Genomic DNA, 23,421 nt, shown 5'->3' with positions numbered 1-23,421 from the left:
CTACCGGCGGTCTCGCGGTCGGGACTACCCGGCCACCGCCTCCACGATGTCCTCGAAGGCACGGGTGAGGACCGCCCCGTCGACGCCGACGGCGACGTACTGTGCGCCGGCGGCCATCCACTGTCGGGCCATCTCCGGGTCGTCGGCGTACGTCCCGACGACTTTCCCCGCGTCCGCCGCCCGGTCACAGACCTCCTGCATCAGGGCCTCGACGCGGTCGTCCCGCACCCGTCCAGGGATGCCGAGCGACTGCGACATGTCGTACGGGCCGAGGAACAGCACGTCGATGCCGTCCACGGCGACGATGTCGTCGAGGTTCTCCACGCCGCGTTCGCCCTCGATGTGGACGATGACCGCCGTCGTCTCGTTCTGCCGGTCGGTGTAGTCGTCGTCCCCCGTGTACCGCCCGGCGCGGACGTACGGCGAGAACCCGCGTGACCCGAGCGGGTCGAACCGTGCGTGGTCGACGGCCGCCCGGGCGTCCGCGCCCGTCTCGACCTGCGGAATCTCGACGCCGGCCGCGCCGATGTCCAGCGCCCGCTGTATCTCGGCCTCGGAGTTGTTCCGGACGCGGACGACGGGCGCGGCACCGGCACGCTCAGCGGCCGCACACATCCCGACGCAGGACTCGGCGGTCAGCGGGCCGTGTTCCTGGTCGAGGATGGTGAAGTCGAACCCGGCGACGCCGGCCATCTCGGCGGCCATCGGCGAGTCGAGGAGCTGGAACGTCCCGAGGAGCGTCTCGCCGTCCAGTAACCGCGCTCTCAGCGACGGGGGAGCCATACAGTAGCTCGGTGTTCGTGTCACTTGAAACTAACTTCTGTCCCACCGTCCGACGGAGCGCCTACGAGTACGCCATGTTTATCTCGATGACGTTGGCCGAGGAGCGGAGCAGCTCCGGAATCTCCTCGTGGAACAGGTCCCCCTTGATGCGGGTCGTCGGTCCGGAGACGCTGAGCGCCGCGACGACGCGGCCGTCCTCGGAGACGACCGGCGCGGCCACACACCGCAGCCCCGGCAGCCGTTCCTCGCGGTCGTAGGCGTACCCCCGGTCACGGATGGCGTCGAGTTCCGCCTTCAGTTCGTCCGGGTCGGTGATGGTGTTCTCCGTCCGTTCCGGGAGCCCGTGGGCCTCGATGATCTCGTCGACGCGGTCCTCGGGCAGTTCGGCGAGGATCGTCTTCCCGAGCGCGGTGCAGTGGAGTTTCACGCGCTTGCCGGCGTAGGTGTCGACGCTGACGGCTTCGGTCCCCTCCGCCCGCGTGATGTAGACGCCCGTCCCGTGTTCCTCGACGGCAGCGTTGGCCATCTCGCCCGTCTCCTCGGCCAGTGCGAGCACCTCGGGGCGGGCCTTCTCGTAGATGTCCATCCGGTTGCGCGTGTACTCCCCGAGTTCGAGAAAGCGGAGGCCGACGCGGTAGACGCCGTCCTCGCAGTTGACGTACTCCTCCTCCGTGAGCGTCCGGAGGTGGTTGTGGACGGTGCTCTTCGCGATGCCGAGTTCGTCCGCGACGGTGGTGACCCCCGCCCCGTCGAGGCGTTTCAGCTCCTCGATGATTCGCAACGACGTCTTGGTCGCGTCGATGGTGTTTGTCTGCCCGGCCATACGCCCGATACGAAACCCTCTCATATAGTTGTGTTCACCAGCGCGGAACAGGTGTGCGTCTGTCCGGGACGCCTACACTGCCCACGGAATATCGTCGTGGAACTGCCGTATCTGCTCGAACCCGGTCAGCGCCGACACGGCGCCAGCCTGCGTCGTGGCGACGGCCCCCGCCGCGTTCGCCAGCGCGAGGGCGTCGTCGGCGTCTCGGACCCCGTTGGTCAACGCGGCGATGAACGCCGCGAGGAACGCGTCCCCGGCCCCCGTCGTGTCGACGACGTCGACGTCGTAGCCGGGGTGGCGGGCCACGCCCTGCACGGGACTGGCGTCGGTTCCGTAGCACACCGCGCCCGCGTCGCCCATCGTCAACACGACGGTGTGCGGGCCGTAGTCGGTGACGGCCCGAGCGAGGCGTTCGGGGTCGTCATCCTCGAACCCGGCCGCGGCGAGGTCCTCAGGCGTCGCCTTGACCACGTCGACGGCATCCAGCGACCCGCGGACGACCGCACGGAACTCGTGGTGGCTCTCCCACATCTCCGGTCGCCAGTTCGGGTCGAGCGAGACGGTACAGCGCTCGGCCGCCCGCTGCTGGAGGTCGAGCGTCGCCGACCGGCTGGGTTCGACGCTCTCGGTGACGCCGGTCGTGTGGACCCACGACACCGTCTCCAGCGTCTCGTCGGGGACGGTGCCAGTCCGGAGGCGCGTGTCAGCGCCGCCCTCGCGGTAGAAGGTGAACGACCGGTCGCCGTCGGCGTCGTGGGTGACGACGGCCAGCGTGGTCCGGGCCTCTGTGTCCGTGACGACGAACGCGTCGGGAATCGCCGAGTCCTCGAGGTGAGAACGCAGGAAGGCTCCGAAGTCGTCCGTCGCAAGGCGCGTCCAGAACAGCGGCGGCGCGCCGAGACGGTCGAGGGCGAGGGCGACGTTCGCCCCCGACCCGCCGAACTTCGGTCGATAGCCGCCGGCCGCACCCGGTGGCCCCGGTCGCTCCGGGACGAAGTCGACGAGCGTGTCGCCTGCCACCAGCACCGTCGGGTCCGAGGTCATGACAGAGGGTTCACCGGGGCGCTACTTAGCTACTGCTCCGCTCACTCCTCCAGGGGACTCCCCCTGTCGCCCCACGCGGCGGCGAACCCAGCGACACCCTCATCGGTCTTCGGGTGCGGGACGTGGTCGGAGAGGACGTCGGGCGACAGCGTCACCGCGTCGATGCCGGCCTCGTACAGCGCGACGGCCTGCGTCGTGTTCCGGATGCTCGCGGCCAGCACGTCGGTCTCGAAGCCGTAGGCGTCGTATATCGACTGTATCCGCCGGACCGTCTCGACGCCGTCCTCGCCGGCGTCGTCGAGCCGCCCCACGTACGGCGCGACGAACGAGGCGTCGTTCTTCGCCGCCAACACGGCCTGTTCGACGGAGAACACGACCGTCGTGCCGGCGGGCACGCCCGAGTCGCGGAGGCGTGCGAGCGCCTCGAACCCCTCACGGGTCGCCGGAATCTTCGCGACGACGTCGTCGGCCCACTCCTGATAGCCGCGGGCCTCGCGGACCATCCCGTCCACGTCGTCGGCGACGACCTGTGCGAACACGGGTCCATCGACGAGGTCGGCGATAGCGATGACGGCCTCGCGGTACTCCAGTCCCGCCTCCGCCACGATCGACGGGTTCGTAGTGACGCCGTCTACGACGCCGAGCGCGACGGCGTCGGCGATACGGTCACGGTCCGCCGTGTCGATGTAGAGCTTCACGACCCCCACATCCGCGACCTGTCGAGAAGAAGCTACCGCCGCCGGCTTCGAGCGTCGACGTCGCGTGCAGAAGTGTGCAGTTCTCGCTCGAAACAGTCACGAACAATCGTTAGTAACGATGTCGTTACAGATTGGCACCGATTTTCCCGCTGCTTTCGCCGACTTCCGTATCGTCGTCGACAGTCGGATCCGGACCCCGTTTTTGTTTAGCGAGCGAACGTGCAGAACGAACGACACTTCCGTCACAACTGGTCCGCCACAGCGACGGCTGTTCGGTCGGGGAACCGTCTCACCATCGGTCAGCCATTTGGCGAAACGTGGCCCTAACCGGCTTCGAACGGCCACGCTGTGGCTTTTATAATGGTTTTTCGACAAGCTTTATGTAGGTTCACTCTCAATCTCAGCCGTGTATGGCAGACAATACCAGACGTCGATTTATCAAGGCGACCGGTGCTGCGATTACCACAGTCTCGATCGCCGGCTGTGGCGGGAACGGCGGCGACGGCGGTGACGGCGGCAGTGACGGTGGCGACGGCGGCAGCGACGGCGGCGACGGCGGCGGCACCACCACCGGCGGCAACGGTGGCGGTGGCGGCAACACGCTGGAGAAGGTCGGGATGTCCGCGTACGTCCGCGGTGGGTCGTGGATAACCGCGTACATCGAGGCCGCCGAGTTCTACGCGCAGGACCTCGGCATCGAACTGGACGTCAGACCGAACCAGCAGAGCGCCCAGAAACAGGTACAGGACATCCGGGACTTCACGAACGGGGACCACGACGCCATCCTCGTCGGCGTCTGGTCGACCGGCGCCGCGGAGGGCGCCATCAACGAGGCGATGAACGCCGGGAAGCCGGTGTTCGCGACCAACGCCGACACCTCCAGTTCCGAGATTCCGCTGTACGTCGGGTTCAGTAACTACGACGGCGGCGCGAGTTCGGCCGAGCAGATGGTCTCGGCGCTCGAGGAACAATACCCGGACAAGGACAGCTACCGCGTCCTCAACGTCCGCGGGGTCCAGGGCAACCAGTCGGCCAACCAGCGCTCGCAGGGGTTCCTCGACGTGATGGCCGAACAGGACAACATCGAGGTCGTCCAGACGCTCAACGGCGAGTACGCCCGTGACGTGGCCCAGTCGACCGTCCAGGAGTGGGTCAACGCCAACGGCCGCGTCGACGGCATCTACTCGGGGAACCTCTCGATGGGGCTCGGCGTGGTGCAGGCCCTCCGGAACCTCGACATGCTGGTGCCGAAGGGCGAAGAGGGGCACATCGTGCTCACGCAGATGGACGGCAGTCCGGAGGTGAACCCGCTCGTCGGCGAGGGGACCATCGACGCCGCCGTCGACCAGCCCAACTACTTCTACAACCCCATCGCCATGCAGTACATGAAACAGTACGTCGAGTCGGGGATGGACGACAGCGTCATCCCCGAGGTCGGCTCCGAGGTCACCTCGGACCAGCTGACGATCGAACCCGGCCAGCACAAGGGCGTCGAGATGTGGTCCGAACCCATCTGGGAACCCGGCATCATGCGCGAGCAGAACGGCCACCCGTGGTTCCGGACCAACAGCATCGTCATCACGCAGGAGAACTACGACCAACCGTTCCTCTGGGGTAACGTCTGGGGCTGAGCGCGGTCTCTACCGACACTCCACTCCCCTACACTATGTCTACGGAACAAGGCTTCATCGGGCGAACGTTCGGCGATAGAGACGACGTCATACTGACCCTGTTGGACAACATGATCTGGCCGATACTGGCCGTCGTCATCCTCGGCGTCCTCGTGTTCGTCCCGCAGACGCTCCGGAACGTGCAGGCCATCCGGCTCGTGCTCTGGGCGGCGGTCCCCATCGGGTTGCTGGTGCTCGCCGAGAGTCTGTGTCTGCTGTCAGGGCACTTCGACCTCTCGATCGGGTCGATAGCGGGTTTCTCGGCGATGTTCACCGGCATGGTCCTGGGCACGTGCCCCAGTTGCTGGGGCGTCACCACGAACCCGTGGGCCGGGTTCGGCATCATCCTCGTGACGGGGGCGCTCATCGGCCTCGTCAACGGCATCATGATAGCGAAGGTCGGGCTGAACCCGTTCCTGCAGACGCTCGCCTTCCTCATCATCTTCGAGGGCGGCAAGACGGCGATGCAGACCCAGCCGGTGACGGGGTTGCCGCGCCTGTACGTGCAGGTCGGGGGCACCCCGGAGTTCGCCATCGGCGTGCTGCTGTTCGCCTTCTTCGTGTTCGGCCTGCTCATGCGCTTCACCACGTTCGGGCAGGCGGTGTACGCGCTGGGGAGTTCGGAGAAGTCGGCCCGGGAGGTCGGCATCGACACCGAACGGCTCATCATCGTCGTCTACACCATCAGCGGGCTGTTGGCGGCGATTGCCGGGCTGATGCTGACCGGGTTCGTCGGCGTCGTCCCGCCGCTCATCGGCGAGGGGCTGGTGTTCCAGGCGTTCGCCGGCGCGGTCATCGGCGGTATCAGCCTGTTCGGCGGTCGCGGGAAGATCACCGGCGCACTCGGCGGCGTCGTCCTCATCCAGCTCGTGCAGTCGGCACTGAACAACAGCCCCGCGGTCGGGGCCACCCAGATTCAGATGGTCAACGGATTCGTGTTACTGGCGGCGATACTGCTGTACAGCACGCAGGCCAAACTCCGGGCTCGCATCCTCGCGAGTGGTGCGGTATGAGCGTCGAGGACGGCGGGACGGCCGAACAGGAGGCCGCCAGCAGTCCGGCGACCGACGAGGCCGGAGAGCCGAAACTCCGCGTCGAGAACGTCACCAAGCAGTTCGGGCGTATCGTCGCCGTCGACGACGTCAGCCTCGACATCCGGGAGTCCGAGATCTTCGCCCTCGTCGGCGACAACGGCGCCGGCAAGTCGACGCTGATGAACGTCCTCAGCGGCGTCCACGCGCCGACGAAAGGCAGCATCTACAAGGACGGCCGGGAGGTCCGGTTCTCGAACCCCTCCGACGCCCGCGACAACGGCATCGAGACGGTGTACCAGGACCTCGCGCTGATGGACGACCTCGACATCGCCACGAACATCTTCATGGGGCAGTTCCCCCGGCGCGGTATCGGGCCGCTCTCGTTCATCGACTGGGAGACCACCTACGAGCGGTCCCGTCAGATAATGATGGACCAACTCGGTCGGGACGTCGACATCAAGACCGAGGTGGAGTTCCTCTCCGGCGGACAGCGCCAGCTCGTGGCCATCGGCCGGGCCCTCGCGTTCGACCCGGACGTCATCATCCTCGACGAGCCGACGAGCGCCCTCTCCGTCGACGCGACCCGCCTCGTCCAGGACACGCTGGACCGACTGGCCGAGGAGGGCATCACCATCGTCATCGTCAGCCACAACATCGAGTCGGTCCTCACCCACGCCGACCGCATCGGCGTCCTCTATCAGGGCCGCCTCGTCGACATCAAGCAGCCCGAGGAGACCGACCTCGAGGAGCTGAACGAGCTGATGACGACGGGGACGCTGGACGCGGGCCTGCTGGACGACGACTGACCGGCCGCGCCCGGCGCATAATTTTACGTCACAGGCGTCTGAGGGTACGGTATGCCGACACCAGAACTCGTCGTCGACGTCGCCTGCGAGACCGGAGAGGGGCCGCTCTGGCACCCGGACGACGAACTGCTGTACTGGGTCGACATCCCGCGGGGCCGACTGTACAGCTACGACCCGGCGGTCGACGACCACGAACTGGTCTACGAGGACACCGACGAGCGCATCGGGGGGTTCACCATCCAGACCGACGGCACGCTGCTCCTGTTCCAGGAGGCCGGGGCGGTCCGCCGGCTCGACCAGCACTCGGGAGCCCTCGACGTCGTCACGGAGCCGGACCCGGACCGGTTCCACGAGCGGTTCAACGACGTCGTCGCCGACCCCGAGGGGCGCGTCTTCGCCGGGGTGATGCCAGACACCGGCCGTGACCTACCGGGACGGCTGTACCGCCTGAACACCGACGGGAGCTTCGACCTCGTCCGCGAGGAGTGTGTCCTCCCGAACGGCATGGGGTTCACGCTCGACCGCTCCGGGTTCTACTTCACCGACACCGGCGAGGTCGACCCGGACTGTCCGGGCTACATCTATCGCTACGACTACGACCCCGCCACCGGCGCCATCTCGAACCCCCAGACCGTCGTCGACGCAACCGGCATCGAGGGGCTGCCCGACGGGCTGACCGTCGACAGCGAGGGGTACCTCTGGTCGGCGTTCTGGGACGGCCACAAGCTGATTCGGTTCAGCCCCGAGGGGAGCCGTACCGAGACGGTCCGGTTCGACCCGCGCAAGGTGTCGTCGGTGACCTTCGCGGGCGAGGCGTACGACACCGCCTACGTGACGACGGCCTGCGTCGAGACGAGAGACGTAGAGGGCGAGGGGGCGGGGAGCCTCTACCGCGTCGACCTCGGCGTGACCGGCCGGGCGGAGTTCCGGTCGGCCGTCGAGGTGTGAGTCAGCGGTCCGCGCGCACCTGCTCGCGGAGCCCGCGCATGTAGCCGATGGCGAACAGCCGCCCCTTCGTGTGGTAGCCGGGGTTCGAGTTGTCCTCGCCGGCCATCGTGGGGACGTGGTCGGGCCGCATCGGGACGTCGTCGCCGACGTGGGCCTCGTAGGCGCGCATCGCGGCCAGCATGTCCGTCGGGCCGTCGTCGTGCCACGTCTCGACGAACCGGTCCGCGTCGCCCTCGACGTCCCGGAAGTGGACGAAGTTGATGCGGTCGCCGAAGTGCTCGATAGCCGCGGGGATGTCGGCACCCATCGCGGCGAAGTTCCCCTGACAGAAGGTGACGCCGTTGTACTCGCTGTCGTAGGCGTCGAGCACGCGGTCGTACGCCTCGACGCTGTCGACGATGCGCGGGGTGCCACGCAGGGACTCCCGCGGCGGGTCGTCGGGGTGCAGGCCGAGTTTCACGCCCGCCTCCTCGGCCACCGGCGTCACCTCGCGCAAGAAGTACTCGATGGCCTCCCAGACGTCCGCGTGGGTCACGTCGTCGAACTGTGCGGGGCCGCCTCGCACCTTCTCGACGTCGAACTCGGTGACGTAGGAGCCACCGCGGGACTGGACGTGGGCGGCGGTCCGCGCCCACCGGACGCCGGCCATCCAGTCGTAGCAGACCACCGGGATGCCGACCTCGCCGCAGTTCCGGAGGAACTGCTTGAACACCTCGATGTCCTCGTCGCGGCCCTCGCGTCCGAGTCTGATGCGGTCGGAGATGGGGACCGACCCCTCGAGGACCGAGAACTCGAGCCCGGCGTCTGTCAGCCAGTTGGCCAGCCCCTGCAGGTCGTCGTAGCTCCAGTGGGTCCGGCCGTCGCCGATCTCGAGCGGGTGGACGACCGCCTTCTCGACGCCCATCTGTCTGGCCAGCTGCCAGCGTTCGTCCGGGTCCGGCGGCAGGATGAGTGCAGGCGAGACCATAGGCCATCTGCCGTCGGCCCGGTACAAATACTCTCGGGGTCGTCGGCACAACACTCATTGAGACAGCCCGAGAGGTGTCGACCATGCCAGAGGAGACCGAACGAGCGGTGTACGTCCAGCGACTCGACCCCGACCAGCGCGAGGCGTACGTCGAGGCCCACGACGACGTGCCCGAGGCGGTCACCGACGCGATGGACCGTGGCGGCGTCGAGGAGTTCGAACTGTACGTCCGGGACGACGTGGCCGTCTGCATCCTGGAGTGTGCGGACCTGGACGCCTACCTCGACGCCGTCGACGGCGACGAGGCGGTGGCAGAGTGGGAACGCTACACGGGCCAGTTCAAGCAGTCGGGCGTCGACGCCGACGCGGACCCCGAGTCGGGTATCCCGTTCATGGAGTGCGTCTGGCGGTTCGAACCCGAGGAGTCCTGAGCGCGCCGGTCCCGGCGACCGATGGTGTTTTTTCACACGCCGTCGAAGGGGACGGCGATGGACCTCTCGTTCGACACCATCGTACTCGCTATCGGCCCGGAGGACGACGACCGACTCGACCAGCTCGCACGCGTCTCGATGCAGGTCGCGAAGCCGACCGGTGCGACGGTCGTCCTCACGCACGTGTTCACCAGGGAGGCGTTCGACGAGGTGGCCGCGGAGCTCGACTACCCGAGCGCGACGGCCGAGGACGTCGACGTCGTCCTCGAACGCCACCAGTCGGTCCAGTACCTCGGCGACCGCTTCGAGGAGCACGGCGTCGACTACGACGTCGACGGCGTCGTCGGGAACGTCAGCGAGGGCATCGTGGCGACCGCCGAGAAGACGGACGCCGACCGCGTCGTCATCTCGGGTGGCGCACGGTCGCCGGTCGGCAAGGCCGTCTTCGGCAGCAACGCCCAGAGCGTCCTCATCAACGCACCGTGCCCGGTGACCTACGTCCGACCGCAGTCCGAGTGACGGTCTGGGCGGGTGGGACCGCGCGATAGCGCCGCTCGCGCCCCGTTCGAGACCCGAATCGGGCCGTCGTCACTCGGCCTCGTGCGTCCGTAAGCGAACCGTGGACGCCTGCGTCTCGCCCGGACCGAGCCCGTGGGCCGTCCGTTCTCGACGGCTTCGGCGAGGCCGCGGCGGCGGTACTCGTCATCGACGGAACAGGCCGTGGCGCAGGTTCGGCGCTCCGGTACACGAGCCCCGGAGCCGCATCGGGATGCCGGTCACTGGAAGGCCGGCGCCACCTCGTCGCCGAACAGTTCCATCCCCCACGTGTCGGGGAAGTCGAGGAACATCAGCTGGAGTTTCTCGAAACCGAGGTCCCGGATGTCCGCTATCTGGCTCGCCACCTGCGAGGGCGTGCCGATGAGCATGCTCCCCTTCTGGCGGGCGTCCTCGGCGTCGTCCAGCGTCTCGTCCATGTCGGACTCCTCGCCCCACGGGAGCGGGAAGATGTCGTCGACGGCCGCCTCGACGGCTGCTTCGTCCTCTCGCACGAGGACGTGTGCGAGCCACGACCGGTCGACATCGTCGGGGTCTCGGCCCTCGTTTTCGAGGTACTCCTCGAACTTCCGGACTTTGAAGTCGATAGGCTTCCCCCGGGCGCGGGCGCTTATCTCGACGTTCCACTCGTCGGCGTGGCGGGCGATGAGTCTGAGCATCTTCGGGCCGGCGCCGCCGACGACGATTGGCGGGTGGGGGTCGCTGACGGGTTTGGGGTTGTTCAGCGCCTCGTCGATGGTGAAGTGCTCGCCCTGGAAGGTCGGGACCTCCTCGGTGAACATCGCCTTCACGACCTGTATCCCCTCCTCCAGCATCTCGATGCGGGTCCCGACGTCGGGGAAGTCGTACCCGTAGGCACGGTGTTCCGCCTCGTGCCAGCCGGCACCGAGTCCCAGACGCAGGCGGCCCTCCGAGAGGACGTCCACCGTCGTCGCCATCTTCGCCAGCAGGGCCGGGTTCCGGTACGTGATGGCGCCCACGAGCGGGCCCAGGTCGACGTCGTCGGTCCGCTCGGCCAGCGCGGAGAGGAGCGTCCACACCTCGTACTCCTCGGCCTTCGGACCCAGCATGAAGTGGTCCGGTGCCCAGAGCCCCTCCAGCCCCACGTCCACTGCGGCGTCCACGCCCTGCAGTACCGTCTCGCGGTCGACAGTGTCGAGCATCGGCGTGTCCCGGTGGACGCCGGCGCCCGCGTAACACTGTACCATCCAGTCGAACTGCATGGGCTGACTGCGGGGGCGATTCGAATAATTGTTTGGGCGCGGCGGTCGGCGTCGACCCCACTCAGAGGCCGCTGTGGGCCAGCCAGCCGCCGTCGACCGGGAGGTTCGCGCCGGTGACGAACCCCGCCTCGTCGCTCGCGAGGAAGACGGCCGCGTCGCCGACGTCCTCCGGCGTACCGAAGCGGGGGAGCAGGGTCTGCTCGCGGGATTTGGCCATGTCCTCCTCGGTGAGGATGTCCTGTAGCGGCGTCTCGACGTACCCCGGGTTGATGCAGTTGACGCGCACGTTCTCCTCGCCCAGTTCCATCGCCAGGTCGCGCGTCATGTTGACGACGCCGCCCTTCGCGGCGGCGTACGGCGGGCCGCCACCGCCCTCGAACCCGCGGACTGACCCGACGTTGATTATCTGGCCCTCGCGCTCGACGATGTGCGGTATCGCGAACTTCGCGCAGTAGAACGCGCCGCTCAGGTCGACGTCGATGGACCGCTGCCACTCCTCGACGCTGGTCGTCTGGGAGTCGCCGACGATCTGGATGCCCGCGTTGTTCACGAGCACGTCGACGCCGCCGTAGGTATCGACGGCCCGTTCGACCATCGCTTCCACGCTCTCCGGGTCGCCGACGTCCGTCTCGACGTACGTCGCGTCGCCGGCCGTCTCCTCCCGGACGAGTTCGTCCGTCGGTGTGGTCACGTCGGTGTCGTACTTCTCGCCCTGTTTCGGGTCGCGGCGCACGTCCGCGACGACGACGTTCGCCCCCTCCTCACCGAATCGTCTCGCGATGCCGCGGCCGATGCCGCTGGCCGCACCCGTCACTATCACGGTTCGGTCGGCGTGTCTGGCAGCCGCCATGTGTGTCACTCACCGGGGACGGACTTAACAGTGGGTCCCGCTGGACGTTTCCGTCTCAGCCGTCGTGCCCCCGTCTCATCGCCGTCGTATGGGGCAGAGCCCGGCGGTACTGTCTGCCCCTCGCTCGCTCGTCGACGCTCGCGGGCTCACTCGATGGTGACGCCGGTGGTCATCCAGCACCCGACGTACTCGTCCGTGGTCCGCGGCGCCTGGAGCGCGAGGTGCCACCGGTACGTCGTCGACGTTCCACCGGTGGACACCGTCACTCGCTGGTGGGCCCGATTGCCGTCGCGTTCGAGCGGTCCGTACGTCACCGTGGAAGCATTCAACAGGGGGCGGAACTGCGTCGTGATGACCTCGACGAACGTCTCGTAGGACCCCACCGCTCGCCGGTTCGACGGGGCGGCGAACTGCCACGTCGTGTTGATGCCCTCGTCTGTCGCCGGGTCGTTGTTGCGGAGGGCGTTGACCTGGATGTGGACGACGAGCGCCGGCGGGCGCCGACAGGTCGGCCGCAGCGAGAGGTACCGAGGTTGTTCCACGCCGCTTCGGTTGGCCGTGGCGGTGATGCCACCCCAGTACTCGCGCCGCTCGGTGTCACCGGCCAGCGACCGCCCGTTCGGTTCCGGGGTCGGCGACGCCGTGGACACCTCGGGCCGAGGGGCCGGTGTCAGGGTTCCGTCGCTCCCGCTTTGACCGCCACCGGACCCGAAGAACGTGCCGCACCCGGCGAGCGCCACGAGCGCCACACAGGCGACGAGCACGAGGGGGGAGTCGGCACGGGCCATGGCCGTCGACACGGATGCCAGCGTCTTCGGTCTTGCCATCAGCACTGTGCAGTTCTGAGTACCGCCAATATATGTGTTTAACGTTGTGATACACAAGAAAACATAAAAAATAGTGATTCATAGTGGCTCGATAATTGTCTCCCGTAATTTTCGGACGATACGACCGACTCCGACACGGTGCAATCCTTGTATGTGAAACAAACATTTTAGTTATCGGGACGCGAAGCCGTGGTAATGATTGACACAAACGTCCCTGCGACCCACTACCTCCAGTCCTTCCGGCAGCACGTCCTGTCTCCCGTGACGACGGCCGTGGAGGTGGTCGAACGCGAGACGACCGAGGTGGAGGCGGAGGCCGAGGCCTTCGACGCCTTCGCCGACGCCGTCGAGGACGTCCCGACCGCGGGCCCGCAGGCGTGGCAACCCGTGGCGTTCCACTCGTCCCGCCAGGAGTGCAAGCAGCTCGAACGCGTCTGTGACGCGTACCGGGAGACGGTGGTGAGCGTGCCCCACTACGACGAGGTGTACGGGGAGTCGCTCGTCGAGAACGTGATGCTGGAACTCGGCGAGGAGATGGCCGAGGGCCTCCGGACCAAACAGGGCGCGTTCACGGAGCCGTACAAACAGGCGCTCGTCAGGACCGCTCGCGACGCCGCCGCGGAGCGCCGGCGATTCCTCGACACGCTGGCCGACGAGGCCGACTCGCTCTCGGAAGCCAAGCAGTCGCTGTCCGACCTCGTCGTGGAGCTCGACGGGATGACGGTCCCGCAGTGGTACGAGCCGACGTTCACCGAGACGCTGGACGGCGTCGTCACGACCAGACAGGAACACCTCGACAGACAGGTGTCTCTCCCCGGCGAGAACCGGACCAGCCTCTGTTCGCTGCTCTACGACGACGAACCGTGGACGTTCCCGGTGTTGACCGCCGCGACGCGGGTCCGCGACATCATCAGCACCTCCGACTCCTGAGCACCGACACCGGATTCCGGCCACTGGTTCGGAACGAAGGCGTGCCGAGAGCCGTCGGCCGGCGGCGTCTACTCGTCGTCGTTCTCGGCCAGCCCCTGCGACGGGCCGCCCGAGAAGACGAACTCGTGTTCGGCCTCCGTCTCGAAGCGGTTCAGGATGTCACCAAGCGGCTGGGCGTACCGCTTGAGCCGTTCGGCGCGGGTGGAGACCTCGTTGAGTTCCGCGGCCTGTTCCTCCGCGGCGCCGGCGACCGTCTCGGACTCCGCCATCATGGCCTCGCTCGTATCGGCGGCCTCCTGCAGCGTCGTCGCCGTGGTCCGGAACTCGGCGAGCGAGTCGCCCATGTCGACCTCGGGGTTCTCGGCTTCGAGTCGTTCGAGCGTCTCGACGAGGTGGTCGAGGTCTTCCGAGAGCGTCTGGAGGCGCTCCTTCTGGTCGTAGGCGTCGTCGGATATCTTCTGGACGGACTCGGCGACCTGCTCTGAGGCGTCACGGACCGACTCGGCGCTCGTGAGCACGACGTCCCCGGAGTCGGCCACGTCGTCGGCGAAGCTCTTCAGCTGGCCGACGGTCTTCTCGAGTTCGTTTATCATGCCGTTGAACTCGCCGGCGATGCGGTCCATCGACTCGTTCTCGCCGTCCGTCTCCATGCGCTCGGTCAGGTTCCCGCCGGCGGCCGCCTCCATCACGTCGGAGAACTCCTCGGCCTTCTCCTGCAGGTAGTTGTTGACCTCCATCGCCTCGGCGCGAGACACCTCCGCCTCCTTGCGGGCGCGCTCGGCCTCGTCTATCTGCTGTTTGAGCGCGTTCCGCATGTCGCCGAACCCGTCGTAGAGGCGACCGATGTTGTCGATGCGGGCCGTCGAGATGTCGACGTCGAGGTTCCCCTGCCGCATCTGGTCGGTCTTGCGGGTGAGGCGGTCGATGGCCGTCGCCGTGTTGTACCCCAGCGCCGCTCCGACGCCCCCGATGAGCAGGACCATCAGTGCCGTCCCGACGAGGCCGTAGAGCTGGACGTCCTCGACGAACCCGAACACGGCCGAGTAGGGGGCGTGGACCAGCACGACCCAGTCGGTCCCCGCTATCGGGGAGTAGCCGACGGTGTACTTCTCGTCGAGGACACTGCTCGCGGGCATGGTCGCGACGACGCCCGCCTCCCGGTCCCGGCCGCGGAGGTCGTTGGCAGCGCTGATGGGTGCCGTCGCCTCGTCACCGGACGCGTACGGCTGGAGGAGGGCGTCACCGACGCCGCCGTCCGGTCCCTCGTCGAGCATGACGACGTTGGAGCCGTTGACGACCTGTGTGAACCCGCCCGTGGAGCGTTCGGAGCCCTGCAGCGACTCGGTGATTCCCCGGCGGCGTACTCGATGACGATGTAGCGGTTCTGGCTCGCGTCGACCGGGCTCATGAACCCGATGACCGGACCGGTCTGTGTCTGGTAGACGTCGGAGTGGACCACCTCCCCGGCGCGGTCGAACTGCGTCTCCGTGGTCCAGCCACGGTCGACCGTCGAGACGTTGGTCCCCGCGGAGAGGGACGTGCTCGCGACGATGCTGGTCCCGGTTATCTCCCGCTCGACGAGGTGGACGCTGGCGACGTCCGCGGAGAGGCCGGCCTCCCGGTTCCGGAGCTCGGCCCGGAGGTCCTCGGCGTCGTCGGAGGTCCAGACGTCGCTCGACGAGACGAACTGCACCGAGAGGCGGTTCCGCTCGAACCACTGCTCGATGATGTCCCCCTCCTGGGCGGCGATGCCGCGGTACTCGTCGGTCACCTGGTTCTCGGTGTAGGTCCGGACCTGGTCGGTCGCCAGTAGACCCACGGCACCGACAGACAGCGCCATCACCACGAGCACGATACCGAACTTCAGCGCGAAGTTGCGCCGGATCGCGTCCGGAACGATGGTCGCGAGGAGTCCCCCGCTCGCGTCGTCTCTGCCCGATGCCCCTGCCGAAGGTGAATCCTGTCCACTCATTGTTAGTTTCCGCCCAGCGAACACGCTGCCGCTGGTCCGTCAGCACACTCGTAGGTCGCCTCCCGCGTCGTGTCGATGAGGTCGTAGTACCGGCCGAAGTCCTGCTGGTCTCCGGGCCGCCCCCTGACGATGGGGACCGGACGCATCGACTGGTGGTCACACGCCCGCATGGTCTGTGCGCCGATGCCGGCCCCGTACTCCCAGTCCTCGAGGGCCGAGATGACCGCGTCCGGGTCGAAGGTGCCCGCCCGGGCCACGGCGTGTGCGTACTGGAGCGTCTGGGTGTACGCGACGTGGGCCGGGCCCGAGGGTATCGACGACGACGCCGACCCGGTCCCGCCCTCGTACTCCCTGCTGAACGCCGTCTGGAACTGCTCGGAGAGCGGCGTCTCGATGGACGGGTCCCACGCGATGGTCCCGATGACGTCCTCGATGGCACCTCCCGCCGTCTGTGCGACGGCACGGGTGTACAGCGGGATGACCACGTTCTCCTCCGGGAAGGCCTCCCGAACCGCACGCACGGCGTTGGCCGCGTCAAGGCCGCGGAGGTTCAGCACCAGCACGTCCTCGTCGGCGCTCTCGATGTCGGACATGTACTGTTCGAAGTTGTGCGTTCCGAGCTGGGCGCTCAGGCTGCCGACGGGTTGCCACCCGGCGTCGGTGAGGAACTCCTCCATCAGCGCCCGCTGGCCGTTCCCCCAGTCGTCCTGCGAGTACATCTGGAAGAAGTTGACGTCCTCGCCGTACTCCTCGACGAGGACCGGCGTGAGCGCCTTCGCGGTCATGTAGGAGTTGAACATCTCCCGGAACGTCCAGCGGTTGCAGTCCGCGCCGGTCAGCGTGTCGAGGTGGGCCATCGTCGACATGTAGACCGTCTCCTTCTCGGCCGCCACCCGCTGGTGGGCGAGTCCGGTGTCGCTCGTCGACCCGCCGGAGAGCATGATGGCGCCGTCGCTCTCTATCATCCGCTCGGCCGAACTGCGGGCCACCTCCGGGTCGCTCTCGGTGTCGCCCACGACCGCCTCGACCGTCTTGTCGAGCAGGCCGTCCCCGGAGAGGCGGCGGAAGTACTCGTTCGAGACCCACCCGCCGCCCTCGTTGATGTGCTTGACGGCGAGCCGGTGGCCGCGAAGCTCCTCCTCGCCTATCGTGGAGAACGGGCCGGAGCGGGCGACGTCGAACCCGAACGTGACAGTCTCCCCCGTAACGGGAAAGTTCCCGGCACGTTCGCCGGTGGGTGTGCCGCCCCCGCCGCTCCCACCACAGCCGGCGAGTCCGGCGAGTCCCGACGCCCCTACGGCCCCGAGGAAGGAACGCCGAGAAACCGGCGACCTGTTTCTCACTTGCCTGCGATTCATGGCATGATGTGTAAAAGATGGGCACAAAAGCCTTTGGAGATTATCAACGTAAACGTACAATTCTGCCAACAAATGGGCGGAAAACGATACGTCAACGGCCGCCGCCGTCCCGACCGGCGACGACTCTCAGGGATTTATACCGAACGGGCGACGAGGGGGCCATATGACCGACCTGATCACGTTCGGAGAAACCATGCTCCGGTTGTCGCCCCCGGACGAGGAACGCCTCGAGACAGCGGACCAGTACAGGGTCCGGGCGGCCGGTGCCGAGTCCAACGTCGCCGTCGCCGCACAGCGCCTCGGCCTCGACACCGTCTGGACATCGAAGCTCCCCGATTCCTCCGTCGGTCGGCGCGTCGTCGGTGAGCTCCGGAACCACGGTGTCACCGTCGACGTCGTGTGGGACGACAGCGAGGCGGCCAGACAGGGCACCTACTACCTCGAGCAGGGCCAGCCACCCCGCGGCAACGAGGTCATCTACGACCGGGCGGGGGCGAGCGTGACGACGGCGACGACAACCGAACTGCCCACCGAGACCGTCGAGAACGCGACCGGGTTCCACACCACGGGTATCACGCCGGCCCTCTCCGAGACGCTTGAGGCGACGACGGCGGACCTGCTCGGCCGGGCACAGGACGCCGACACCGTGACGAGCTTCGACCTCAATTACCGGTCGAAGCTCTGGGATCCGGCCGAGGCGAAGGCGGTGCTGACGGACCTGTTCCCCGACGTGGACGTCCTCGTCGCCGCTCGACGGGACGCCGAGACGGTGCTCGGCCGGAGCGGCGACGCCGAGTCGGTGGCCCGTGGTCTGGCCGACGACTACGGGTTCGACGTGACGATCGTGACGCGGGGGGCCGACGGTGCGCTCGCGCTCGCAGACGGCGAGGTATACGAACAACCGACCTACGACGCCCCCAGCGCGCACCCGGTTGGGACCGGCGATTCCTTCGTGGGCGGGTTCCTCTCGCAGTACCTCGCCGGCGCGCCCGTTTCGGACGGGCTCGCCTGGGGGGCGGCGACGGCGGCGCTCAAGCGGTCCGTCCCCGGCGACATCGCCGTCGTCTCCCCGGACGAGGTCCGCGAAGTCATCGCCGGCGACACCGAAGCCATCTCGCGCTGAAGTCGCGTGACGGCGGCGATACTGGCGGCGTCAGGTAAGCTTCTTATCCCCTGGCTCGGTACGGTCGAGTATGATTCATCGAACGGTGCGTTCACGACAGTTGTCGGGAGTATCGACCGATGCGTAGCGCGAAAATCGTCTGTACGCTCGGCCCGGCGAGCGAGTCTGTCGACCAGATAGCGTCGCTGGCGGAGGCGGGTATGTCCGTCGCCCGGCTCAACGCCAGCCACGGGTCGCCGGAGCACCGGCGCACGATGATAGAGCGCATCCGAGAGGTCGACGACATCGTCGACTCCCCGGTCGCATCGATGCTCGACATGCCGGGCCCGGAGGTCCGGACAGCGCCCGTCCGCGAGCCGATCGACCTCTTCGAGGGGTCGAGCATCCGTTTCGTGGTGGGCGACGAGGCGACACCCGAAGAGGTCGGGCTCTCCCAGTCCATCACCGGCGTCGAACCGGGTGACCGCGTCCTCCTGGACGACGGTCGCATCGAGACCACGGTCGACCGCGTCGAGGGCGACGTGGTGTACGCCGACGTCGAGAACGGCGGCGAACTCGGCGCCCGCAAGGGGGTCAACGTCCCCGGCGTCGAACTGGGCCTGCCGACCATCACCGAGAACGACGAGCAGGAGCTCGACGTCGCCGCGGAGATGGAACCCGACTTCGTGGCCGCCTCCTTCGTCCGCGACGGCGAGGCGATCTACGAGATAAATCAGGCGCTCGAGGACCGCGGCGTCGACATCCCCATCATCGCGAAGATAGAGCGCGCGGGGGCCGTCGAGAACCTCGACTCCATCATCGACGCCGCCTACGGCATCATGGTGGCTCGCGGTGACCTCGGCGTCGAGTGCCCGCTCGAAGACGTCCCCATCATCCAGAAGCGCATCATCCGGAAGTGCCACCAGGCGGGGGTCCCGGTCATCACGGCGACCGAGATGCTCGACTCGATGGTCCACTCCCGCCGTCCGACCCGCGCCGAGGCCTCGGACGTGGCCAACGCCGTCCTCGACGGCACCGACGCGGTGATGCTGTCGGGCGAGACGGCCATCGGCGACCACCCGACTCGCGTCGTGGAGACGATGGACCGCATCGTCCGGGACGTCGAGTCCAGCGAGGAGTACGCCGAGTCCCGCGAACAGCGTGTCCCGACGGCCGGCAACACGCGGACGGACGCGCTGGCCCGGTCGGCCCGCTTCCTCGCCCGTGACATCGGGGCGTCGGCCGTCGTCGCGGCTTCAGAGTCCGGGTACACCGCGCTGAAGGCCGCCAAGTACCGGCCGTCGATTCCCATCGTGGCCTCGACGCCCAGCGAGGACGTCCGGCGGCGGCTGGCCCTCTCGTGGGGCATCACGCCCGTCACGACCCAGTACACCACCGACGGGGCCGACGCCATCATCCAGAACGCGGTCCAGTCGGCCCTCGACACCGAGGCGGCCGACGGCGGCGACACCGTCGTCGTCCTCTCCGGGATGATGACGGAGCTCGAAGGGATGAACACGGCCAACATGCTGAAGGTCCACGTCGCCGCCGAGACGGTCGCGAGCGGCCGGTCGGTCGTCGACGGGCTGGTCACCGGACAGGTGTACCACGTCGACGACGGCGACATCGCCGACGTTCCCGACGGGGCCATCGTCGCCGTCTCGGAGGACTTCGACGGGGAGTTCGTCGGCGACACGACCCGTCTCGGTGGCATCGTGGATGCCCACGAGGGCATCACGAGCTACGCCGCCATCGTGGCCCGCGAACTCTCCATCCCGATGGTCTCGGACGCCGAGCTCCCGGCGCACGTGGAGAACGGGACTGTGGTGACGCTCGACGCCGAACGCGGCGTCGTCTACGAGGAGGCCGTCGGCCGCGAGCGACTGGACGACGACGCACGGTAACACGGGCGTACTCGAATCTGTGTTATTAAGTAGCGGAAGGGCGACCTACCCACCAACATGGCCGTATACGCAGGGGTCGACCTCGGCGCGACACACATCCGTGCGGTCCTCGGTGACGCCTCTGGAACGCCGATAGCGTCGTTCAAGCGCGAGACGCCGCGCGGGCCGAACGGCATCGCGGTCACCGAAGCGGTGCTGGACGCACTCCGCGAGGCGTGTGCCGCCGCCGACGTGGAACCGACGGACGTGACGGCGGCCGGTATCGGCTCGTTCGGGCCGCTCGACCTCGCCGAAGGCGTCGTCGAGAACCCCGCGAACCTCCCGGACACCATCGACCGCATCCCGCTGACCGGTCCCGTCGAGAACCTGCTCGGCACCTCGCAGGTGTACCTCCACAACGACGCCAACGCCGGCGTCATCGGGGAGCGCTACAACTCCGACCGGAACCCCGACGACATGGTGTACCTGACTATCTCCTCCGGCATCGGTGCGGGCGTCGCCGTCGACGGGAACATCCTCAGTGGCTGGGACGGCAACGCCGGCGAGGTCGGCCACCTGACCATCGACCCCCACGGGTTCATGACGTGTGGCTGTGGCCACGACGGCCACTGGGAGGCGTACTGCTCCGGCGAGAACATCCCGCGGTACGCCACCCAACTCCACCGGGAGGACCCCGTCGAGACGGCCCTCCCCATCGAGACCGAGGGGTTCGACGCCGCGGACGTCTTCGAGTACGCCGGCGAGGACGACTTCGCCTCGCACGTGCTGGACCAGATATGCCACTGGAACGCCATCGGCGTCGCCAACATCGTCCACTCGTACGCGCCGCTGGTCATCTACGTCGGCGGGGCGGTGGCCATCAACAACCCCGAACAGATTCTCGACCCCATCCGGGACCGGCTGGACCAGATGGTCATGTCGAACATCCCCGACATCCAGTTGACGACGCTCGGGGACGACGTGGTCGTCCGCGGCGCCCTCGCCTCGGCGCTGACCGAGGGGACCGGCGACCCGGCCAGAGGGGTCTGAGAGGCGTTACTTCTCCGTCTTCTGTGGCGGCGAGCGACGGCACCGCTCGACGGTCGCGTGGATGGTGAAAAGGGAACTGGAACGGGTCTCGACGGGTGCGGACCGCATCGCACACCGCCCCGCGCCGAGGGCCGTCCCAGTGGTCGCGGGCCCCGCTACTGTCGCAGGTCGTAGAGCCGACGGAACACCGTCGGGGGGAACCGCGGGTCGACCCTGCTGGGCGGCCGTCCCTGCCCGCTCTGTGCCTCGGACTGGACGCGTTCGACGACGCCGGCCTCGGCCATCTCGTAGAGGAACCGCTTGACCGTCCCCGCCGAGAGGTCGACGTCGGCCGACCCGCTGATGGCCTCCGTCGTCGCCGTGACCGAGGACCGCTCTTTCGGGCCGAGGTCGACCAGTTCCCGGAGGACCGCCTGCCGGTTCGGTGGCAGGGAGAGGACGACCCCCAGCGAGACGCAGGGGTCGGGCATCTCCTCGAACGCCGCCTCGATATCGGCCGGCGTCAACTGGGCCCGTCCGGCCGCGCTCGCCCGGTCGGTCGCGATGAACAGCGCCGCGAGCGCGTCGTGGGAGTCGCCGTCGGCCCACTCGGCGATGTCGCGGGCGAGGCCGTGGTCCAGCGCCTGCTGAGCGAGGCCGACCGACGCCCGGGTCATCAGGACGTCGACCAGCATCTGCCGCTGGTAGTGGTCGACGTGGATGGACTCGGCGGTGTACTCCGTGAGGACCGTCTCCGTCGGGTTCAGCCGACCGATGGCCAGCCAGCTGACGTTGCTCGGCAGGCCGGCGAAGAGGTCCACGAGGTCGCTCTCGCTGGTGCTTCGCGGCTCGCCGACGTGGTCGACGGTGACCACGACGCCGGTGCGCGTCCCGCCGAGCACCTCGTGGAGACGCGAGCGGAGCGTGTCCGTCCCGATGCCGTGTTCTGGCACCGACTCCTCGACGAGCGCGTCGAGCACCGCGTGGTAGAACGCGAACTCGCTCGTCGTCTGGCGCGCGTCGACGTAGACGAACGCCGGCGAGGTCGGCGACTGTGCACGCGTACTGGTGTGGATGACCGCCCGGTTCTCGGTCGGGAGCTGTTCGAGATGCGTGAAGAGCGCGGTCACGACCGCGGACTTCCCGGCCCCTTTCGGTCCGTAGACGTACGCGTTCGGCGGCAGCTTCCCGTCGAAAACGGGGTCGAGGTGGTCGAGCAGTCGCTCGAGGACTGGCCCCCGGTCTGCCGGTTCCTCGATGTGCGTCACCGGCGAGAGCGATTCGTAATCCTGAATCAGCCGCGGCTCGCCGTCACGGCGCTGCCGACGTTTGATTCGCGCTTCGATGTCCATGCTTAGATTCGGATGTTCGGTATGTACCGCTCGTTCTGATAAACAAAAAGGCGTGTGAATTACGGCAGCGGGATCCAGACGGACGTCGGGAAGACGCCGACCAGAGCGAGCACGCCGATGATGAACGTCGCGACGACGATAGCCGCGGCGGGCGGGTCGAAGTGGGTGTCCGAGTGCGCGTAGAAGATGCGCTGGATGGTCTCACCGGCGAGCGCGCCGATGAGTCCGAACACCCCGGCAGCGATGATCTGGACCGGTTCGCCGCCCAGCGGTGCGACCGCGAGCGCCGCCGTGCTGGCGGGCAGGGTCATGTGGTGGGTGACCGGAATCTTCTCGACGCCGAGGTTCAGGAACGTCAGCGACGCGGCGGAGATACCGAACCCGAGGAAGGCACTGCCGGTGACGATGGCGATCCAGCCGCCCAGCAGGCCGGCGACGATGCCGATCATGGCGACGTTCGCCCACTTGTACTGGTGGGGGAGCCACGGTTCGACTGCCAGTCGGGTCGCCTCGACGGTTCCGCCGTCGGTGGCGACGCGTTCCTCGCCCTTCTCGAAGGGAGACATGTCGAGGACGCTGCGGTCGCCGGCACCCACGATCGGGTAGCCGAAGGCGAGCCGGTGGGCGACGGCCGAGAGGACCACGGCGATGGCGATGGGGTCCCACGGCGCGCCGATGCCGGCCGAGACGCGGGTGATGACCAGCCCGAGGATACCGAAGAGCCCACCGACGGCGAGGATGTCCGGGCGGGTGCCCAGCGCGTACGCGATGTCCTTCGCCGGGTGGTAGTCACCGTCCGCCGGTTCGGGCATGCCGTCGTTCTTCGCGGCGTAGGCGGCCGCTGCCGCACCGGCCGCGAAGGAGACGTGCGGGCCGAAGACCGGACCGAAGGCGATGGAGCCGGTCACGCCGACGCCGATCTCGCCGCCGGCGATGTCGAGCACCGAACCGAGTTCGGCGACGAGGATGTTGACGGCCTCGCCGGCGATGACCATGAACCCGGTGAAACAGAACGCCGGGAGCGCGCCGAGCGCGGCCCCGAACGCGCCGCCCGCGAAGGCGGCCAGCAGGAGCGCGATGAAGCGCGGCACCTCCACGCCGAACAGCGGAATCTGGAGGAGGAGGTCAGCCACCAT

The 23,421-nt window shown here is 68.0% G+C and carries 21 protein-coding genes and 1 pseudogene; 10 read left to right on the top strand and 12 right to left on the bottom strand.

Annotation, left to right across the window (positions count from 1 at the left end):
• Window positions 1–24 precede the first annotated feature (24 nt).
• From ACV7GQ_RS08240 to ACV7GQ_RS08225, 4 genes are all read right to left on the bottom strand, one after another.
• Window positions 25–783: an HpcH/HpaI aldolase family protein gene (locus ACV7GQ_RS08240; protein ID WP_470313031.1), complete on the bottom strand. Its 759-nt coding sequence runs from the start codon at window positions 781–783 to the stop codon at window positions 25–27.
• A gap of 61 nt (window positions 784–844) precedes the next feature.
• The gene (locus ACV7GQ_RS08235; protein ID WP_470313030.1) at window positions 845–1,606 is read right to left on the bottom strand and encodes an IclR family transcriptional regulator; all 762 of its coding nucleotides are present in this window, start codon (window positions 1,604–1,606) and stop codon (window positions 845–847) included.
• Between the two features lie 72 nt (window positions 1,607–1,678).
• The gene (locus tag ACV7GQ_RS08230) at window positions 1,679–2,650 is read right to left on the bottom strand and encodes a carbohydrate kinase family protein (RefSeq protein WP_470313029.1); all 972 of its coding nucleotides are present in this window, start codon (window positions 2,648–2,650) and stop codon (window positions 1,679–1,681) included.
• A gap of 41 nt (window positions 2,651–2,691) precedes the next feature.
• Window positions 2,692–3,348 (bottom strand): transaldolase family protein, encoded by a 657-nt coding sequence (locus ACV7GQ_RS08225; protein WP_470313028.1) that lies wholly within the window; start codon window positions 3,346–3,348, stop codon window positions 2,692–2,694.
• 410 nt (window positions 3,349–3,758) lie between these two features.
• Between ACV7GQ_RS08225 and ACV7GQ_RS08220 the strand changes: the two genes are divergently transcribed.
• Genes ACV7GQ_RS08220 through ACV7GQ_RS08205 form a run of 4 tightly spaced genes read left to right on the top strand, consistent with a single transcriptional unit; the run spans window position 3,759 to window position 7,806 of the window.
• Window positions 3,759–4,979: a sugar ABC transporter substrate-binding protein gene (locus ACV7GQ_RS08220; protein ID WP_470313027.1), complete on the top strand. Its 1,221-nt coding sequence runs from the start codon at window positions 3,759–3,761 to the stop codon at window positions 4,977–4,979.
• A gap of 35 nt (window positions 4,980–5,014) precedes the next feature.
• Window positions 5,015–6,031, top strand: a complete 1,017-nt coding sequence (locus tag ACV7GQ_RS08215) for an ABC transporter permease (protein ID WP_470313026.1) — start codon at window positions 5,015–5,017, stop codon at window positions 6,029–6,031.
• Window positions 6,028–6,858: an ATP-binding cassette domain-containing protein gene (locus tag ACV7GQ_RS08210; protein ID WP_470313025.1), complete on the top strand. Its 831-nt coding sequence runs from the start codon at window positions 6,028–6,030 to the stop codon at window positions 6,856–6,858. Before ACV7GQ_RS08215 ends, ACV7GQ_RS08210 begins: the two co-directional genes overlap by 4 nt.
• A 51-nt stretch (window positions 6,859–6,909) precedes the next feature.
• Window positions 6,910–7,806, top strand: a complete 897-nt coding sequence (locus ACV7GQ_RS08205; RefSeq protein ID WP_470313024.1) for an SMP-30/gluconolactonase/LRE family protein — start codon at window positions 6,910–6,912, stop codon at window positions 7,804–7,806.
• 1 nt (window position 7,807) lies between these two features.
• Here the strand turns inward: ACV7GQ_RS08205 and ACV7GQ_RS08200 are convergent, their stop codons facing one another.
• Window positions 7,808–8,773 (bottom strand): mannonate dehydratase, encoded by a 966-nt coding sequence (locus tag ACV7GQ_RS08200; protein WP_470313023.1) that lies wholly within the window; start codon window positions 8,771–8,773, stop codon window positions 7,808–7,810.
• Window positions 8,774–8,856: 83 nt separating this feature from the next.
• Here ACV7GQ_RS08200 and ACV7GQ_RS08195 point away from each other — a divergent pair, with 83 nt between their 5' ends.
• On the top strand, window positions 8,857–9,204 hold the full coding sequence (locus ACV7GQ_RS08195; protein ID WP_470313022.1) for an L-rhamnose mutarotase: 348 nt from the start codon (window positions 8,857–8,859) through the stop codon (window positions 9,202–9,204).
• Between the two features lie 57 nt (window positions 9,205–9,261).
• The gene (locus ACV7GQ_RS08190; RefSeq protein ID WP_470313021.1) at window positions 9,262–9,723 is read left to right on the top strand and encodes a universal stress protein; all 462 of its coding nucleotides are present in this window, start codon (window positions 9,262–9,264) and stop codon (window positions 9,721–9,723) included.
• A 257-nt stretch (window positions 9,724–9,980) separates the two neighbouring features.
• Here ACV7GQ_RS08190 and ACV7GQ_RS08185 read toward each other — a convergent pair whose 3' ends face one another.
• From ACV7GQ_RS08185 to ACV7GQ_RS08175, 3 genes are all read right to left on the bottom strand, one after another.
• A complete protein-coding gene (locus tag ACV7GQ_RS08185; RefSeq protein ID WP_470313020.1) occupies window positions 9,981–10,982 on the bottom strand; it encodes an LLM class flavin-dependent oxidoreductase in 1,002 nt (333 codons plus the stop codon).
• Window positions 10,983–11,043: 61 nt separating this feature from the next.
• On the bottom strand, window positions 11,044–11,832 hold the full coding sequence (locus ACV7GQ_RS08180; protein ID WP_470313019.1) for an SDR family NAD(P)-dependent oxidoreductase: 789 nt from the start codon (window positions 11,830–11,832) through the stop codon (window positions 11,044–11,046).
• A 146-nt stretch (window positions 11,833–11,978) separates the two neighbouring features.
• A complete protein-coding gene (locus tag ACV7GQ_RS08175; protein ID WP_470313018.1) occupies window positions 11,979–12,659 on the bottom strand; it encodes a DUF4864 domain-containing protein in 681 nt (226 codons plus the stop codon).
• A gap of 195 nt (window positions 12,660–12,854) precedes the next feature.
• On the opposite strand from ACV7GQ_RS08175, the gene ACV7GQ_RS08170 reads away from it, so the two are divergent.
• Window positions 12,855–13,589, top strand: a complete 735-nt coding sequence (locus ACV7GQ_RS08170) for a DUF7260 family protein (RefSeq protein ID WP_470313017.1) — start codon at window positions 12,855–12,857, stop codon at window positions 13,587–13,589.
• Window positions 13,590–13,657: 68 nt separating this feature from the next.
• Here the strand turns inward: ACV7GQ_RS08170 and ACV7GQ_RS08165 are convergent.
• Window positions 13,658–15,561: pseudogene (locus tag ACV7GQ_RS08165) on the bottom strand (PDC sensor domain-containing protein).
• A 2-nt stretch (window positions 15,562–15,563) separates the two neighbouring features.
• Entirely contained in the window at window positions 15,564–16,919 is a 1,356-nt protein-coding gene (locus tag ACV7GQ_RS08160; RefSeq protein WP_470313016.1) for an ABC transporter substrate-binding protein, read from the bottom strand.
• Between the two features lie 163 nt (window positions 16,920–17,082).
• On the opposite strand from ACV7GQ_RS08160, the gene kdgK1 reads away from it, so the two are divergent.
• From kdgK1 to ACV7GQ_RS08145, 3 genes are all read left to right on the top strand, one after another.
• Window positions 17,083–18,042 (top strand): bifunctional 2-dehydro-3-deoxygluconokinase/2-dehydro-3-deoxygalactonokinase, encoded by a 960-nt coding sequence (gene kdgK1 / locus ACV7GQ_RS08155; protein ID WP_470313015.1) that lies wholly within the window; start codon window positions 17,083–17,085, stop codon window positions 18,040–18,042.
• A gap of 119 nt (window positions 18,043–18,161) precedes the next feature.
• A complete protein-coding gene (gene pyk, locus ACV7GQ_RS08150) occupies window positions 18,162–19,925 on the top strand; it encodes a pyruvate kinase (RefSeq protein ID WP_470313014.1) in 1,764 nt (587 codons plus the stop codon).
• A gap of 57 nt (window positions 19,926–19,982) precedes the next feature.
• Window positions 19,983–20,954, top strand: coding sequence for an ROK family protein (locus tag ACV7GQ_RS08145; RefSeq protein WP_470313013.1), 972 nt, complete (start codon window positions 19,983–19,985; stop codon window positions 20,952–20,954).
• A gap of 155 nt (window positions 20,955–21,109) precedes the next feature.
• Here ACV7GQ_RS08145 and ACV7GQ_RS08140 read toward each other — a convergent pair whose 3' ends face one another.
• The gene (locus tag ACV7GQ_RS08140) at window positions 21,110–22,285 is read right to left on the bottom strand and encodes a Cdc6/Cdc18 family protein (RefSeq protein WP_470313012.1); all 1,176 of its coding nucleotides are present in this window, start codon (window positions 22,283–22,285) and stop codon (window positions 21,110–21,112) included.
• 59 nt (window positions 22,286–22,344) lie between these two features.
• Entirely contained in the window at window positions 22,345–23,421 is a 1,077-nt protein-coding gene (locus tag ACV7GQ_RS08135) for a DUF7973 family transport facilitator (protein WP_470313011.1), read from the bottom strand.

It is taken from the genome of Haloarcula sp. MBLA0163, from assembly GCF_055632435.1.
Note: the sequence above shows the minus strand (reverse complement) of the source record. Positions and strands in the feature narration are given on the sequence as shown.